Origin of the sequence: Bacillus sp. HMA207 (assembly GCF_003402455.1) — a bacterium.
GTDB lineage: Bacteria > Bacillota > Bacilli > Bacillales > Bacillaceae_G > Bacillus_A > Bacillus_A cereus.
Map to the genome: position 1 here is coordinate 1 of NZ_BEZT01000007.1, position 14,158 is coordinate 14,158.

Genomic DNA, 14,158 nt, shown 5'->3' on the forward strand with positions numbered 1-14,158 from the left:
AGCGTTCATCCTGAGCCAGGATCAAACTCTCCAATAAAGTTAGTTTGTCTAGCATCTAAAATAAAAATTGACGTTTCACGTTGTTTGTTTCGTTCAGTTTTCAAAGAACTACTTGATCGCTCGTTTGCGACTTCCTTATGTTAACATCTTCGTTAGTTAATGTCAACTAAGTTTTTCAATTTCTTTTTGTCGTTTTCTGCGTTTCCGCATCAGCGACGGTTATTAATTTAACATATACAAACTATTAACGTCAACACTTTTTAATAAAAAATTCTTTTTCTTACATAACGAATACATTCTTCTGTGTTAGCTACTCTCCGGAATAAACAGAAAATGATTTTATATCTTTCTTCCATGGCTTTTTTTACAACTTCATGAATACGCTCATCTTCAAAATCAAATAAAAGTTCCTCTAATTCTCTCTTCAATATGTATTCCATTTCTTTTCTCTCTTCTTTTGTCAACATCAGCCCAAGCAAACAATCACCTCAATAATTCCTTACGCAACAATAAACGTTCCGCTCATTTTCAATTATCACAATCCTATCATCCATTATATCCACTACTTACGATATTAATCCTTTGTTCTCTTTTTTATATTTCCAGCATATATGTAACTGAAAAGGATTGGACAAAGGGGCGTAATATTATGTTTTTCTTTTTTATTACGAGTAAGAGAAATTTTAAACACATTAGCTTAATAGTGATACTGTCCTTATTTACAGCATGGCTACTCTTTTTAAAAACATATTCACATGAATCTGCTTTTTCAACTGCTACAGGCCCTAAAGTAATTTACAAAGGAGACACCGCTAAAAAGCAAGTTGCATTTACGTTTGATATTAGTTGGGGAGACAAAAAAGCAATTCCAATCCTAGATACTCTTAAAGAAAAAGAAATTAAGAATGCAACCTTCTTCCTTTCTGCTGCATGGGCCGAAAGACACCCCGATATTGTAGAGCGAATCATGAAAGATGGACACGAAATCGGTAGTATGGGGTACAATTACACATCCTATACTTCTCTAGAGACAAATGAAATAAGACGAGACCTTTTACGAGCACAAGATGTTTTTACGAAACTTGGTGTAAAACAAGTCAAGCTGTTACGTCCACCTAGTGGCGAATTTAACAAAGCAACCCTTAAAATCGCAGAATCACTTGGATACACCGTCGTGCATTGGAGTAATAATTCAAACGATTGGAAAAACCCAGGTGTAAATAACATCGTTTCCACTGTCTCTAATAATTTGAAAGGTGGAGATATCGTCTTATTACACGCATCCGATTCTGCCCTTCAAACAAATAGAGCTTTACCGCTGCTCCTGCAAAAAATAAAAAGTGATGGATATGAGCAAATATCCGTTTCACAACTTATTTCCAACACAAGTACGAAAAGTGAGGATGTGAAGTAGCTTCTTCCCTACTACTCTTCACGCATAAAAAGCTCTACTACCTTTCAAGAAGGTGGTAGAGCTTTTTTAATCATACCATTTACAACATTATAACTGCTGTTGTATAAAACCTCTCTATTAAGCTGATTTACTTGTTTTTCCGATTAAACGATGTAATACAAGTAATTGATATGCATTACATAACAATAGCGGTATAACCATTAAATATAACCAATCTGTATCATTAATCCGAAGCGCCGGTACCCATTCAAGGATCGTTACAACAACCATAAAGAACAGAGCTGGCACAAATGCTTTTTTATTTGTTTCTTTACTTTTTACATAAGCAACAATTGCTCCAAACACAAATAACATTCCAGCAACAAGTATATTATTCCCTAACGAGACTTCCCCATTTGCAATAAGTACAGATCTTAAATACACAAAATCAAATAATACGAATGCAATAAAGAAGAGCTGGACTGCATTCCATAAAGAAGATGAGCGAAACATCCCTAGTCCAAAACGGTGGATTGTTAAATATGCAAAGAATCCCATTTGACTTATAACACTAAAAATAAATCCTACACCCATCAGCCAGAAAGATACTGCTAAAATCTCCTTACCGTCGAAATTTTGAAAAAATTTATCATACTTGTCCCACTCCAAAACAAAACCAATAATAACTGTGCTAATCCCACCAAGAAACAACGTCGTTAAAAATAGTCGTACCCACTTGCGGCTATTCACAACACATCCCCCATTATCCTTATATTTCTAATTAAATTGTATCAATGACAATTTCAAAAAGCTAGCCATGTTCATGTATAAATTCCTTAAAGATATTTATATTAAAAAGAGAGAACTGTGCTGAAAGGAGTTCCAACTTATGAAACGGATGCTATTCATTTTCGTTTCTTCTTTTCTACTTATCGCACTTGCAGCATGCGCACAAGGAAAAGAAACGAAATCCGAACTAGATTACGATCAAACAAAGAAAATGATTGTTGATATTTTAAAAACAGATCAAGGTAAGAAAGCTATTCAAGATGTATTAACTGATGAAAAAATGAAACAAGCACTCATACTAGATGAAACAGTAGTAAAGAAAACGATTGAAGATGCCATGGTATCCGATAAAGGGCAACAATTCTGGGAAAAGCTCTTTAAAGATCCTGAGTTCTCATCAAAATTTGCTAAAAGTATGGGGAAAGAACAAACTCAATTAATGAAAACCTTATTAAAAGACCCTGAATACCAAGCAGGCGTTATAGAAATTATGAAAAATCCTGAAGTAGAAAAAATGATGTTACAAACAATGAAGAGTAAAGAATACCGTCAATATCTACAACAAGTACTAACAGAAACTGCTGAAAGTCCACTCTTCCAAGCCAAGATGATTGATATCATTAGTAAAGGTGTGCAAAAAGCTGAAAAAGGCGGATCTGGCAAGAAAGAAGCAGGCGGTGACGGTGGTTCTCAAGGCGAGAAGAAGGAAGAACAGTAAAAAATAATAACTATAATAACGAGTGGACAATTTATATATTGTTCACTCGTTATTACTTTATCTTGCTATTAACAGACAAAATGGACCCCTCTAATTAAGCGAAAGGTTTACTAGCAACAAAAGCCTTATTGTTGTCAGTAACAGGTGAACCCCACTGATTAAAGTTTCACTTTATTTTTGTGTAACAGCTGTTTTATCAATTACTGTTTCAGCTATTTTACTATAAATAATGCCCGTTGTATGTGTATTTTCATATACTGAAGGAGCAAAGTCTTCTTTATTCCAATCGGGTTGTTGCAGTGGAATACGACCAAGAACATTCGTTTGTAATTCGGTAGCTAACTTATCTCCCCCACCTTTTCCAAATACATATTCTCTCTCACCAGTTACCTTACTTTCAAAATATGCCATATTCTCAACAACACCAAGAATACTATGTTCAGTGCGCAATGCCATCGCTCCAGCACGCGCTGCTACAAACGCAGCTGTTGGATGAGGCGTCGTTACAATAATCTCTTTGCAAGATGGCAACATTGAGTGCACATCTAACGCAACATCACCTGTGCCTGGTGGCAAATCTAGTACTAAATAATCTAAATCGCCCCATTCTACTTCTGTGAAGAAGTGGTTTAACATTTTCCCAAGCATAGGTCCTCTCCAAATAACTGGTGCATTATCCTCTACAAAGAAGCCCATTGAGATTACCTTTACACCTAAACGTTCCACCGGAATTATCTTGTCACCTCTTACGATAGGACGTTTTTCTATCCCCATCATGTCTGGCACACTAAAACCGTAAATGTCCGCATCAATAATACCAACTTTTTTTCCTAAACGAGCTAAAGCAACTGCAAGGTTAACGGAAACAGTTGATTTTCCCACGCCACCTTTTCCACTCGCTACTGCTAAGAATGTTGTTTTTGAATTAGGTGACAATAAAGATTCACTTTGCTCTTCTTCTTGTTCCGGTGCAAACTGAGCTAATTCCTCTTCTGTAAATTCTGCAAAACGAAGTCCAACTGTTGCTGCCCCAAGTTCTTTTACTAACTTTACAATTCCAGACTGCAACTGCATTTGTTCCGCTGTACCGGTTTTTACGATTGCAATTTTGACACTCACATGTTCCTTCTCTGGCTTGACTGTTACCTCTTTAATTGCACTTGTTTCTTTTAATGTTTTATGTAAAAACGGATCTACAATCCCTTCTAACGCTTCAACCACTTGCTCTTTCGTTACCATAATTAGCCCAGCCCCCTGTATGAAAAATAACGTAATGTTAATTGAATTTATCTCTGCTTATCCTTGAAATAAATGCGTTTACATTTCCAGTATAACATATTTTCCGAAAACTTCGTTAACGAGAGAAGCTCAAAAAAATCCTCCTTATTCTGGAGGATTTCCTTTTTCCGTGAAATAACGTAATATACCACGGTATATTGCAGCTGCTACCTTTTGCTGATATTTCTCCGAATTTAACATATACCTTTCGTTCACATTCGATAAAAAGCCAGCTTCAATTAAAGCACCTGGTGTTTTAGAATACTTTAATAAATATACATGCGAAATTGTCTTAGCAGAACGATTCGTGTTCTCTAAACTTGTTCTCAATTCAGCCTGTATAAATTTTGCAGCACGTTCATTTTCAATCGAAGAGCGGTAATAGAACGTTTGTGCGCCTTTCGATCCACTACTAGTTAAAGCATTTAAATGAATACTTGCAAAAAAGTCTACATCAGGTTTATTGATGATTTCTACACGTTTTTTTAAATCCTCTGCTTTACGTCTACTATATGACTTTGTATCTTTGTTAGCTAAATCATAATCTCCCTCACGCGTTAAAATAACTAGTGCACCTTGTTCTTGTAAATAGTCTTGTACCTTTTTTGTAATTTCAAGCGTAATATCCTTTTCTATAATATCCTTTCCACCAACAGCCCCTCCATCTGGTCCACCATGCCCAGCATCTAACACAATTACTTTCCCTGATAAGGGTAAATTCCAAGCTCGCCACGATTTTGTAATTTGAAATTCTTGCTTGACTAAAAAAAACAATACAACCGCAGCGAGTGCAAAAGAGATAATTCGAATTCTCTTCATACCTTTCCTCCTCCAGCTAGTCCCTCTAATTACTTATATGGGACAAGAGGAAAGTTTATGCTTGTCTTAATGAAGCTTTAATCGATATCTTCTTTCACCTTTTTCATACCCTTCTTGCCACCACAATCCTATAAACTGCTGACAAGATTCAAAAAGTAACTCCTCATCTTTCAACTTTATTTCTCGCATAGTCATACTCGTTAAAAATTGAAATAGCGTTTCAGTTAATTGTTGTTCTTCTTCTAAAGCTCTATATTTCACATCAAAAAACGATTCACCATAATAACCAAATTTACTGTATCTCGCTCCTAATAAATAAGATTCTATCCCTAATTCAATACAGTAATCTTCATACTGACGATGAAGCTCTTGCATTTGAAAGGCATCACGAATATTTGAACGCAATGTTTTTAATGATAATTCCCGCAACATCTTCCGCTCGTATTTTAACTGCTTTTCTTTTTGTTTTTCTTGTAAGCTGACAATGACATTCATAGTACATATAAACCTCCCTAATACGTATTAGTCTAAACTTCTAAAGAAGAAGCATACGCGTGGCGGGAGCACTAAAATATTCCAAGCTATAAAAATTGCAAAAGAGGAATGAAACATAAAAAACCCCAACCAAAATGGTTGGGGTTTGTAGTTCGCAAAAATTAACGTTTTGAGAACTGAGGTGCACGACGTGCGCCTTTAAGACCGTATTTTTTACGCTCTTTCATACGTGCGTCACGAGTTAATAGACCTGCACGTTTTAATGTTAGACGGTATTCTGGATCAGCTTTTAATAAAGCGCGAGAAATACCGTGACGAATAGCACCAGCTTGACCAGTGTATCCACCACCATTTACGTTTACAAGTACATCGTAGTTACCTAAAGTTTCTGTTGCAACTAGAGGTTGTTTCACTACTTCACGTAATGCAGCAAATGGGATATAGTTTTCAAAATCACGACCGTTAATGATAACGCGTCCTTCGCCTGGAACTAGGCGTACGCGCGCTACTGAACTCTTACGACGTCCAGTGCCATAGTATTGAACCTGTGCCAAAGTAAGCCCTCCTTTAATTAATTATCCGCGAAGTTCGTAAACTTCTGGTTTTTGTGCTTGGTGTGGATGCTCTGCTCCAGCATACACGTTAAGTTTCTTAGAAACTTGACGGCCTAAGCGTCCTTTTGGAAGCATGCCTTTAATTGCAAGCTCTAACATTTGTACAGGGTAGTTTGTACGCATTTCAAGAGCTGTTCTTTGCTTAAGTCCACCTGGGTGGTTAGTGTGACGGTAGTAAATTTTATCGTTTAATTTATTACCTGTTAAATGAATTTTCTCAGCGTTAATAATAATTACATGATCACCCGTGTCAACGTGTGGTGTAAATGTAGGTTTGTTTTTACCACGTAAAATGGATGCTACTTCACTAGCAAGGCGACCTAAAGTTTGACCTTCAGCATCAACCACATACCATTTACGCTCAACTTCGTTAGCTTTTGCCATAAAAGTCGTACGCATGTGTTTCCCTCCTCGTTATCTTTTCCATAGAAAAAATCTATTGTTTATCTTAAACACGATTTCCTTCCGGGGCTAATCGTGGTTTTAGAAACAATACCATATGTTATGATATACTTTTGAGTTTCTAATGTCAAGCAAATGTTACACCAGGATTAGTTGTTATAGTTTACCTCCCATAAGTAAAGCCCATGACCTGGAGCCATCTTTCCAGCAAACTGACGATTTTGTTTCGCTAAAATCTCTGGAATGCTATCAGGATCAAGCTTTCCTTGCCCTACGCTAAGTAACGTACCAACAATAATTCTGACCATATTATATAAAAATCCATTACCTACAAAACGAAAAATTATTTCATCATTTTGTTCAATTAACTCGATTTCATAAATTGTTCGCACTTTATCTTTTTTGTCAGTTTTTGCCGAACAAAAAGAAGTGAAATCATGTGTTCCAATAAAATAAGGAATTGCTTTTCTTATAGAGTTGATTTCGAGCGGGTATGGATATTGATATACGTAATTTCTACGGAATACATCCGCAGTCTTTGATAATAATACACGATAACGATATTCTTTTTTCTCAACACCGTAACGTGCATGAAATTCTTCTGTTTTTTTCTCTACTTGCCTAATAACAATATCATCTGGCAACATTGTGTTTAAAGCATTAATCCATTGCCATTCTTCAAGAGACAAAGGAGTATCAAAGTGTATTACTTGTCCTTTTGCATGAACTGTAGAATCTGTTCTACCAGATGCCTGAACACGAACAAGTTCTCCCTTATGCAATTTCTGCAATGCTTTTTCTATCTCCTGTTGAACAGTACGATGGTTCGGCTGAATTTGATAACCACAAAAATGCATGCCATCATATGCAACCGTACATTTTATTCTATCCATTTCTCTATTCTCCATTACGATCGCACCCATGCCAAAATACAAGCTAAACAAAATAAGCTGACAATCGTTACTGTATCGCTTGTTTTCCAGCGTAGTTGCCTAAATTTAGTACGTCCTTCACCACTTTGATATCCACGAGCTTCCATCGCAATGGCTAAGTCCTCTGCACGCTTAAAAGCACTGATAAACAGAGGAACGAGCAGTGAAATAATAGCTTTCATTCTATCTTTTATCGGTCCCCCGGCAAAATCAATACCACGTGACGCTTGTGCTTTCATTATTTTACTCGTTTCATCCATTAATGTCGGGATAAAACGAAGAGAAATTGACATCATTAATGCGATTTCATGAACAGGAACCTTTATACGCTTCAACGGCTTTAATAACGTCTCCAAACCATCTGTAATTTCAATAGGTGTCGTCGTTAACGTTAATAATGTCGTCATTAAAATAATAACGAAGAATCGTACAGAAATGTATATCCCTTGCTCTAATCCTTTTTCATATATCGAAAACCAACCAAGCTGGAATAGTACATCCCCCTCTTTATTTGTAAAAATATGCAGGAAAAATGTAAAAAGAAAAATCCATAAAATTGGTTTTAAGCCCGAAAGTACATAACGAATCGGCACTTTTGCAAAAAATAAAGCAATGAGTGCATATAAAAATAAAAATCCATATGAAATCGCATTATTTGCTAAGAAAACAACAAATACATATAAAAAGACAATCAGCAGCTTCGTACGTGGATCAAGTTGATGAATAAGTGAATTCCCCGGGATATATCTCCCAATAATCAACTGCTGCATGATTCATGACCACCTTTTCGTAACACCTGCACAACTTCATGAGTAAGATCCTCTAAAGATAAGGTAGCCTTTGGAATTGAAATACCAAACTTCTCTTCAATTGCACGTTTATACTTTAATGACATAGGAAGATCCACACCAATTTTCTCTAGTTCATCAGCATGTGAAAATACTTCCTCTGCACTTCCTTGCAAAAAGACCGTTCCTTTATGCATAACTACAATCTGCTCCGCATACTGAGCAGCATCCTCCATATTATGCGTTACAAGGATGACTGTAAGACCCTTCTCCTTGTGCAGCTTATAAAACATCTCCATAAGTTCGTTCTGCCCTTTTGGATCTAGTCCTGCTGTAGGTTCATCTAATACAAGCACTTCAGGTTCCATTGCCAGTACACCCGCTATAGCAACACGTCTCATTTGTCCACCACTTAATTCGAACGGAGAACGTGCTAACAGTTCTGGTTCTAGCCCTACAAGTTCAATTGCCTTTCTAGCCTTTTGCCTTGCTTCGTCTACAGATACTCCAAAATTAGTAGGGCCGAAACAAATATCTTTCTCCACAGTCTCTTCAAACAACTGATGTTCTGGGAATTGAAAGACAACCCCTACTTTCTTACGTAGTGGCTTTAGCTTTTTTTCTTTCTTTCCTGCCGAAATCAAATGTTCACCAATTTGAACTGTACCATTTGTCGGCTGCAATAAACCATTTAAATGTTGAATCATCGTCGACTTTCCTGAACCAGTATGACCGATAATGGCATAATAGCCCCCACTTGGAAACGACACGTCTACATCATAAAGTGCGCGTCTTTCAAATGGAGTTTTATATTGATAACGATGTTCTACTTTTTGGAATGTAATCTCCAAAGTTCGTTCACCAAGCTTTCCATTGTAAGATGCGTATTTTGCAAGAGAATTTCATTTCTTTTTAATAATTCTGCTATTTTCACCGAAAACGGTACATCTAAGCCAATTTCTTGGAGCATATGAGAGGATTTGAAAATTTTTTCTGGAGTCCCTTCCTCTAATATTTCTCCCTTATTTAAAATAATGACACGATCTGACTGTGCCGCTTCTTCTAAATCGTGCGTAATTGATAACACGGTAATACCTTTTTGAGTAACAAGTTGTCTAACCGTTTCTACTACTTCACGTCTCCCTTGAGGGTCTAACATTGACGTTGCTTCATCTAATATTAAAATAGATGGTTGAAGTGCTAAAACGCCTGCTATTGCCACTCGCTGCTTTTGCCCACCAGATAAGGAATGAGGCTCATCATTAAGAAAATCTTCCATACGGACAAGTTGCAAGGCCTGTTCTAATCTTTCAATCATTTGTTCTCTTGGCATTCCGATATTCTCCAAGCCAAATACAACATCATCTTGCACTGTCGTTCCAACAAATTGATTATCTGGATTTTGAAATACCATTCCAATTTGTTTTCGAACATCCCATACCGTTTCCTCTGATAAAACCATTGTATCATTTACTGTAATAGTCCCTGCTTCTGGCAAAAACAAACCATTCAATAATTTTGCAAGTGTAGACTTTCCTGAACCGTTTTGACCAATAATAGATACCCATTCTCCCTCATATAAGGAAAATGAAACATCTTTTAATGCATAAGTGGCTGCCCCAGGATATTGAAATGATATATTTTCTATCCGAAGTTTCTCTTTTTTCAATAGAAGGCACCCTTTCCTTCGCCAAGTTAGCCTATTTTTATATTTAAAAAAAAGGGCCATGACCAGTTTCTTGAAAAGAACTGTCCTGCCCTTTTAATTATCATTATACTAACTCGATAATTACCATTGGTGCTGCGTCTCCGCGACGTGGACCAATTTTTGCAATACGAGTGTATCCGCCTTGGCGCTCAGCATAGCGTGGAGCTACATCAGCGAATAGTTTTTGAAGTGCATCTTGACCAGTCTCAGCGTTAGCTACTTCATTGCGAATGAAAGCTGCTGCTTGACGACGAGCATGAAGATCTCCGCGTTTACCTAAAGTGATCATTTTTTCCACTACAGAACGAAGTTCTTTTGCACGAGTTTCTGTCGTTTGGATGCGCTCGTTGATAATTAAATCAGTAGCTAAATCACGTAACATAGCTTTACGTTGCGCACTTGTACGGCCTAATTTTCTGTATGCCATTCGTAGTTCCCTCCTTTGTTGATGGGTTTAAATCCTCAGTCGTCTTTACGTAAACCTAAACCTAATTCCTCAAGTTTATGTTTAACTTCTTCTAAGGATTTACGTCCTAAGTTACGAACTTTCATCATATCTTCTTCTGTTTTGTTCGCAAGCTCTTGTACAGTATTAATTCCTGCACGTTTTAGGCAATTATAAGAACGAACAGAAAGGTCTAGTTCTTCGATAGTCATCTCAAGAACTTTCTCTTTTTGATCTTCTTCCTTCTCGACCATAATCTCAGCATTTTGTGCTTCATCAGTTAAACCAACAAAGATATTTAAATGCTCAGTTAAGATTTTGGCACCTAAAGAGATAGCTTCTTTTGGCCCGATGCTTCCATCCGTCCATACATCAAGCGTAAGCTTATCATAATTAGCCACTTGTCCGACACGTGTCTTTTCCACTTGGTAAGTCACACGTGATACTGGAGTATAAATAGAATCAATAGGAATTACTCCTATTGGTTGATCTTCGCTTTTATTTGCATCAGCTGGCGTATACCCACGGCCACGCTTTGCAGTTAAACGCACGCGGAAATGCGCATCTTTTGCTAACGTTGCAATGTGTAAATCTGGATTTAAGATTTCTACATCACTATCGTGAGTAATATCAGCAGCTGTGACAATACCTTCGCCCTGTACATCAATTTCCAACGTCTTCTCTTCTTCAGAGTAGATTTTAAGAGCTAACTTTTTCAAGTTTAAGATGATCGTCGTAACGTCTTCTACTACGCCCTCAACTGTTGAAAATTCATGTAATACGCCATCGATTTGGATAGCAGTAACAGCGGCACCAGGGAGTGAGGATAAAAGAATACGACGTAAGGAGTTACCCAAAGTAGTACCATATCCACGCTCAAGCGGTTCAATTACGAATTTACCATATTTAGCATCTTCGTTAAGTTCAACCGTTTCGATTTTCGGCTTTTCGATTTCAATCATTAACTAAACCCTCCTTCAAAACGTCGAAACCCCGGTTAAACAAAGGTATAACCCCTGTCTAACCGAAAGTCCCCCTTAGGCAGTTCCCGATTGTGCACAACAAGCGATGTTTCTGTACGAAATTTCTCGATAATGCATCATATCCATTATAGACAAAAGGGAAAATTCTATACAGAAAAATTACACACGACGACGTTTTGGTGGACGACATCCATTATGAGGAACTGGAGTAACATCTCTAATTGCTGTTACTTCTAGACCTGCAGCTTGAAGAGCACGAATTGCAGCTTCACGACCAGCACCAGGACCTTTAACAGTAACCTCTAAAGTTTTTAAACCGTGTTCCATTGCAGCTTTAGCAGCAGTTTCAGCAGCCATTTGCGCAGCGAATGGAGTAGATTTACGAGATCCACGGAAACCAAGTGCACCAGCACTAGACCAAGAAAGTGCGTTACCGTGAGTATCTGTAAGTGTTACGATTGTGTTGTTGAAAGTAGAACGAATATGAGCTATACCAGCTTCAATATTCTTTTTCACACGTTTTTTACGAGTGTTTGTTTTACGTGCCATTGTTAGTTCAACCTCCTTTACTTATTATTTCTTTTTATTTGCTACTGTACGACGTGGACCTTTACGTGTACGAGCATTGTTTTTAGAGTTTTGACCACGAACTGGTAAACCACGACGGTGACGAAGACCACGGTAAGAACCGATCTCCATTAGACGTTTGATGTTAAGAGATACTTCACGACGAAGGTCTCCCTCAACTTTAATACGATCGATGATATCACGGATACGTCCTAATTCGTCTTCCGTTAAATCACGAACTCGTGTTTCTTCAGAAATACCTGCTTCAGCAAGAATTTTTTCAGCAGTTGTGCGACCAATGCCGAATACGTAAGTTAAAGAAATAACAACGCGTTTGTCTCGAGGAATATCTACACCTGCGATACGTGCCATTACGAATGCACCTCCTTCTGATTAACCTTGTTTTTGTTTATGTTTAGGGTTTTCACAAATAACCATTACTTTTCCACGTCTACGAATAACTTTACATTTTTCGCAGATTGGTTTAACTGACGGTCTTACTTTCATGTCTCGAACCTCCTTAAAGATTACGGAGTGCTATATTATTTAAAACGGTACGTAATACGACCACGATTTAAATCGTACGGAGATAATTCTACCGTAACTTTGTCTCCTGGTAAAATACGAATGAAGTTCATACGGATTTTACCAGAAACGTGAGCCAATACGACATGCCCATTCTCTAATTCTACTTTGAACATAGCATTTGGCAACGTTTCAAGAACGGTACCTTCGACTTCAATTACATCATCTTTAGCCATTCAATAGTTCTCCCTTCTTCAAATCAGTAACATTTTACACTGCTCTGAAATCCCGGAGAGCCAGCTACTTATAAAGTGGTAAGGATTTCGTATCCTGCTTCTGTAAGAGCAATCGTGTGCTCAAAATGGGCACACCATTTACCATCTACCGTTACCACTGTCCAGTCATCAGATAGTGTTTTTACATATCGTCTTCCTTGATTCACCATCGGCTCAACACAGATGACCATTCCCGGCTTTAATCTAGGGCCTCTATTTGGTGGACCATAGTGCGGGATTTGAGGGTCCTCATGTAAGTCTTGCCCGATTCCGTGACCAACATACTCCCTAACGATCGAGAATCCATTCTCTTCAGCATGGGTTTGAACCGCATGTGAGATATTTGATAATCTCTCGCCTGGTTTTACTTGTTCTAGACCAAGATACAACGATTTTTCTGTGACATCAAGTAGCTTTTGAACAGATTCAGAAATGTTTCCAACTGGATACGTCCATGCAGAATCTCCATGGTACCCATTGTATTTCGCACCAATATCGATACTGATGATATCGCCCTCTTTGAGCTTGCGCTTCCCTGGAATTCCGTGTACAAGCTCTTCATTTACAGAAGCACATATGCTCCCCGGAAATCCGTTGTATCCTTTAAAAGATGGCGTAGCACCATATTTTTGAATCGTCTTTTCCGCTATTTGATCGAGCTCTTTCGTTGTAATTCCTGGAGTAATGTGCTGTTTCAACTCTTGATGAGTCAAAGCAACGATCCTGCCAGCTTCTCGCATGATTTCTATCTCGCGAGGAGTTTTGCAGATTATCATTACGCTAAGCCTCCGATGAGAACATCGATATCAGCAAATACTTTATTGATATCTTGCTCACCATTAATGCTTTGTAAGTAACCAAGCTCTTCGTAGAAATCAAGCAAAGGTTTTGTTTGCTTAATATTTACATCTAAACGATTTGCTACAGTTTCTTCATTGTCATCAGAGCGTTGATATAATTCGCCACCACATTTATCGCACACATCAGCTTTTGCTGGTGGATTGAATTCTAAGTGGTAAGTCGCACCGCACTCTTTACAAATGCGACGGCCTGTAAGGCGTTTTAATAACAACCCTGAATCCACATTAATGTTTAAAACATAGTCGATTTTTTTGCCAAGATCTTTCATAATTTCTTCAAGAGCTGATGCTTGTGCAACAGTTCGTGGGAAACCGTCTAGTAAGAAACCTCTTACGCAGTCGTCTTGACTTAAACGTTCACGAACGATTCCGATTGTAACTTCATCTGGAACAAGTGCACCTTTATCAATAAAAGATTTTGCTTGTAGACCCATTTCAGTTTCAGCCTTCATAGCTGCACGGAACATGTCTCCTGTTGAAATGTGAGGGATGTTATACTTGGCAACAATCTGTTCGGCTTGTGTACCTTTACCAGCACCAGGAAGCCCCATTAAAATTAAGTTCATC

The 14,158-nt window shown here is 37.8% G+C and carries 21 protein-coding genes; 2 read left to right on the plus strand and 19 right to left on the minus strand.

What is annotated here, in order from left to right; all coding sequences use genetic code 11:
* Positions 1 to 260: 260 nt before the first annotated feature.
* Positions 261 to 479: a hypothetical protein gene (locus HMAS_RS26510; protein WP_000901147.1), complete on the minus strand. Its 219-nt coding sequence runs from the start codon at positions 477 to 479 to the stop codon at positions 261 to 263.
* Positions 480 to 649: 170 nt separating this feature from the next.
* On the opposite strand from HMAS_RS26510, the gene pdaB reads away from it, so the two are divergent.
* Positions 650 to 1,414 carry a polysaccharide deacetylase family sporulation protein PdaB gene (pdaB, locus tag HMAS_RS26515; RefSeq protein WP_000464703.1) on the plus strand — a complete coding sequence of 255 codons (765 nt, stop codon included), beginning with the start codon at positions 650 to 652 and terminating at the stop codon, positions 1,412 to 1,414.
* A gap of 117 nt (positions 1,415 to 1,531) precedes the next feature.
* Here pdaB and kbaA read toward each other — a convergent pair whose 3' ends face one another.
* A complete protein-coding gene (gene kbaA / locus HMAS_RS26520) occupies positions 1,532 to 2,143 on the minus strand; it encodes a KinB signaling pathway activation protein KbaA (protein WP_006921137.1) in 612 nt (203 codons plus the stop codon).
* Between the two features lie 139 nt (positions 2,144 to 2,282).
* Between kbaA and gerD the strand changes: the two genes are divergently transcribed.
* The gene (gene gerD / locus HMAS_RS26525) at positions 2,283 to 2,900 is read left to right on the plus strand and encodes a spore germination lipoprotein GerD (RefSeq protein WP_000827295.1); all 618 of its coding nucleotides are present in this window, start codon (positions 2,283 to 2,285) and stop codon (positions 2,898 to 2,900) included.
* Positions 2,901 to 3,071: 171 nt separating this feature from the next.
* On the opposite strand, the gene HMAS_RS26530 is transcribed toward gerD, so the two are convergent.
* From HMAS_RS26530 to HMAS_RS26610, 17 genes are all read right to left on the minus strand, one after another.
* Positions 3,072 to 4,139 (minus strand): P-loop NTPase, encoded by a 1,068-nt coding sequence (locus HMAS_RS26530; RefSeq protein ID WP_116345144.1) that lies wholly within the window; start codon positions 4,137 to 4,139, stop codon positions 3,072 to 3,074.
* Between the two features lie 144 nt (positions 4,140 to 4,283).
* Positions 4,284 to 4,997 carry an N-acetylmuramoyl-L-alanine amidase CwlD gene (cwlD, locus tag HMAS_RS26535; RefSeq protein ID WP_000822439.1) on the minus strand — a complete coding sequence of 238 codons (714 nt, stop codon included), beginning with the start codon at positions 4,995 to 4,997 and terminating at the stop codon, positions 4,284 to 4,286.
* Between the two features lie 66 nt (positions 4,998 to 5,063).
* A complete protein-coding gene (locus HMAS_RS26540; protein WP_001101005.1) occupies positions 5,064 to 5,492 on the minus strand; it encodes a DUF2521 family protein in 429 nt (142 codons plus the stop codon).
* 161 nt (positions 5,493 to 5,653) lie between these two features.
* On the minus strand, positions 5,654 to 6,046 hold the full coding sequence (gene rpsI / locus HMAS_RS26545; protein WP_000079986.1) for a 30S ribosomal protein S9: 393 nt from the start codon (positions 6,044 to 6,046) through the stop codon (positions 5,654 to 5,656).
* Positions 6,047 to 6,067: 21 nt separating this feature from the next.
* Positions 6,068 to 6,505, minus strand: coding sequence for a 50S ribosomal protein L13 (rplM, locus tag HMAS_RS26550; RefSeq protein WP_001260793.1), 438 nt, complete (start codon positions 6,503 to 6,505; stop codon positions 6,068 to 6,070).
* A 152-nt stretch (positions 6,506 to 6,657) separates the two neighbouring features.
* On the minus strand, positions 6,658 to 7,401 hold the full coding sequence (truA, locus tag HMAS_RS26555; protein ID WP_002098927.1) for a tRNA pseudouridine(38-40) synthase TruA: 744 nt from the start codon (positions 7,399 to 7,401) through the stop codon (positions 6,658 to 6,660).
* A 14-nt stretch (positions 7,402 to 7,415) separates the two neighbouring features.
* The gene (locus HMAS_RS26560) at positions 7,416 to 8,210 is read right to left on the minus strand and encodes an energy-coupling factor transporter transmembrane component T family protein (protein ID WP_001186526.1); all 795 of its coding nucleotides are present in this window, start codon (positions 8,208 to 8,210) and stop codon (positions 7,416 to 7,418) included.
* Positions 8,198 to 9,079, minus strand: coding sequence for an energy-coupling factor ABC transporter ATP-binding protein (locus HMAS_RS26565; protein ID WP_000406533.1), 882 nt, complete (start codon positions 9,077 to 9,079; stop codon positions 8,198 to 8,200). The genes HMAS_RS26560 and HMAS_RS26565 overlap by 13 nt, the downstream gene beginning before the upstream one ends.
* Complete coding sequence (locus HMAS_RS26570; RefSeq protein WP_000711757.1) at positions 9,055 to 9,897, minus strand: energy-coupling factor ABC transporter ATP-binding protein; 843 nt, start codon at positions 9,895 to 9,897, stop codon at positions 9,055 to 9,057. Before HMAS_RS26570 ends, HMAS_RS26565 begins: the two co-directional genes overlap by 25 nt.
* A gap of 103 nt (positions 9,898 to 10,000) precedes the next feature.
* Entirely contained in the window at positions 10,001 to 10,363 is a 363-nt protein-coding gene (rplQ, locus tag HMAS_RS26575; RefSeq protein ID WP_000331490.1) for a 50S ribosomal protein L17, read from the minus strand.
* Positions 10,364 to 10,398: 35 nt separating this feature from the next.
* Complete coding sequence (locus HMAS_RS26580) at positions 10,399 to 11,343, minus strand: DNA-directed RNA polymerase subunit alpha (protein ID WP_000569643.1); 945 nt, start codon at positions 11,341 to 11,343, stop codon at positions 10,399 to 10,401.
* A 180-nt stretch (positions 11,344 to 11,523) separates the two neighbouring features.
* Positions 11,524 to 11,913, minus strand: a complete 390-nt coding sequence (gene rpsK, locus HMAS_RS26585) for a 30S ribosomal protein S11 (RefSeq protein WP_000101798.1) — start codon at positions 11,911 to 11,913, stop codon at positions 11,524 to 11,526.
* 24 nt (positions 11,914 to 11,937) lie between these two features.
* Positions 11,938 to 12,303, minus strand: a complete 366-nt coding sequence (rpsM, locus tag HMAS_RS26590) for a 30S ribosomal protein S13 (RefSeq protein WP_000090788.1) — start codon at positions 12,301 to 12,303, stop codon at positions 11,938 to 11,940.
* 21 nt (positions 12,304 to 12,324) lie between these two features.
* On the minus strand, positions 12,325 to 12,438 hold the full coding sequence (gene rpmJ / locus HMAS_RS26595) for a 50S ribosomal protein L36 (RefSeq protein WP_000868344.1): 114 nt from the start codon (positions 12,436 to 12,438) through the stop codon (positions 12,325 to 12,327).
* A gap of 35 nt (positions 12,439 to 12,473) precedes the next feature.
* Complete coding sequence (gene infA / locus HMAS_RS26600; protein WP_001029884.1) at positions 12,474 to 12,692, minus strand: translation initiation factor IF-1; 219 nt, start codon at positions 12,690 to 12,692, stop codon at positions 12,474 to 12,476.
* 68 nt (positions 12,693 to 12,760) lie between these two features.
* Positions 12,761 to 13,507 (minus strand): type I methionyl aminopeptidase, encoded by a 747-nt coding sequence (map, locus tag HMAS_RS26605; protein ID WP_000582539.1) that lies wholly within the window; start codon positions 13,505 to 13,507, stop codon positions 12,761 to 12,763.
* The gene (locus HMAS_RS26610) at positions 13,507 to 14,157 is read right to left on the minus strand and encodes an adenylate kinase (protein ID WP_001048989.1); all 651 of its coding nucleotides are present in this window, start codon (positions 14,155 to 14,157) and stop codon (positions 13,507 to 13,509) included. The genes map and HMAS_RS26610 overlap by 1 nt, the downstream gene beginning before the upstream one ends.
* Between the last annotated feature and the right edge of the window lies 1 nt (position 14,158).

Bases quoted from the DNA above. Each gene is read 5' to 3' on its own strand.
- rpsK (WP_000101798.1), bottom strand. From the start codon at position 11,913: ATGGCACGTAAAACAAACACTCGTAAAAAACGTGTGAAAAAGAATATT.
- pdaB (WP_000464703.1), top strand. From the start codon at position 650: ATGTTTTTCTTTTTTATTACGAGTAAGAGAAATTTTAAACACATTAGC.
- rplM (WP_001260793.1), bottom strand. From the start codon at position 6,505: ATGCGTACGACTTTTATGGCAAAAGCTAACGAAGTTGAGCGTAAATGG.
- HMAS_RS26560 (WP_001186526.1), bottom strand. From the start codon at position 8,210: ATGCAGCAGTTGATTATTGGGAGATATATCCCGGGGAATTCACTTATT.
- HMAS_RS26610 (WP_001048989.1), bottom strand. From the start codon at position 14,157: ATGAACTTAATTTTAATGGGGCTTCCTGGTGCTGGTAAAGGTACACAA.
- cwlD (WP_000822439.1), bottom strand. From the start codon at position 4,997: ATGAAGAGAATTCGAATTATCTCTTTTGCACTCGCTGCGGTTGTATTG.
- rpsM (WP_000090788.1), bottom strand. From the start codon at position 12,303: ATGGCACGTATCGCAGGTGTAGATATTCCTCGAGACAAACGCGTTGTT.
- HMAS_RS26580 (WP_000569643.1), bottom strand. From the start codon at position 11,343: ATGATTGAAATCGAAAAGCCGAAAATCGAAACGGTTGAACTTAACGAA.
- gerD (WP_000827295.1), top strand. From the start codon at position 2,283: ATGAAACGGATGCTATTCATTTTCGTTTCTTCTTTTCTACTTATCGCA.
- map (WP_000582539.1), bottom strand. From the start codon at position 13,507: ATGATAATCTGCAAAACTCCTCGCGAGATAGAAATCATGCGAGAAGCT.
- rplQ (WP_000331490.1), bottom strand. From the start codon at position 10,363: ATGGCATACAGAAAATTAGGCCGTACAAGTGCGCAACGTAAAGCTATG.
- rpmJ (WP_000868344.1), bottom strand. From the start codon at position 12,438: ATGAAAGTAAGACCGTCAGTTAAACCAATCTGCGAAAAATGTAAAGTT.
- HMAS_RS26540 (WP_001101005.1), bottom strand. From the start codon at position 5,492: ATGAATGTCATTGTCAGCTTACAAGAAAAACAAAAAGAAAAGCAGTTA.
- HMAS_RS26530 (WP_116345144.1), bottom strand. From the start codon at position 4,139: ATGGTAACGAAAGAGCAAGTGGTTGAAGCGTTAGAAGGGATTGTAGAT.
- infA (WP_001029884.1), bottom strand. From the start codon at position 12,692: ATGGCTAAAGATGATGTAATTGAAGTCGAAGGTACCGTTCTTGAAACG.
- truA (WP_002098927.1), bottom strand. From the start codon at position 7,401: ATGGATAGAATAAAATGTACGGTTGCATATGATGGCATGCATTTTTGT.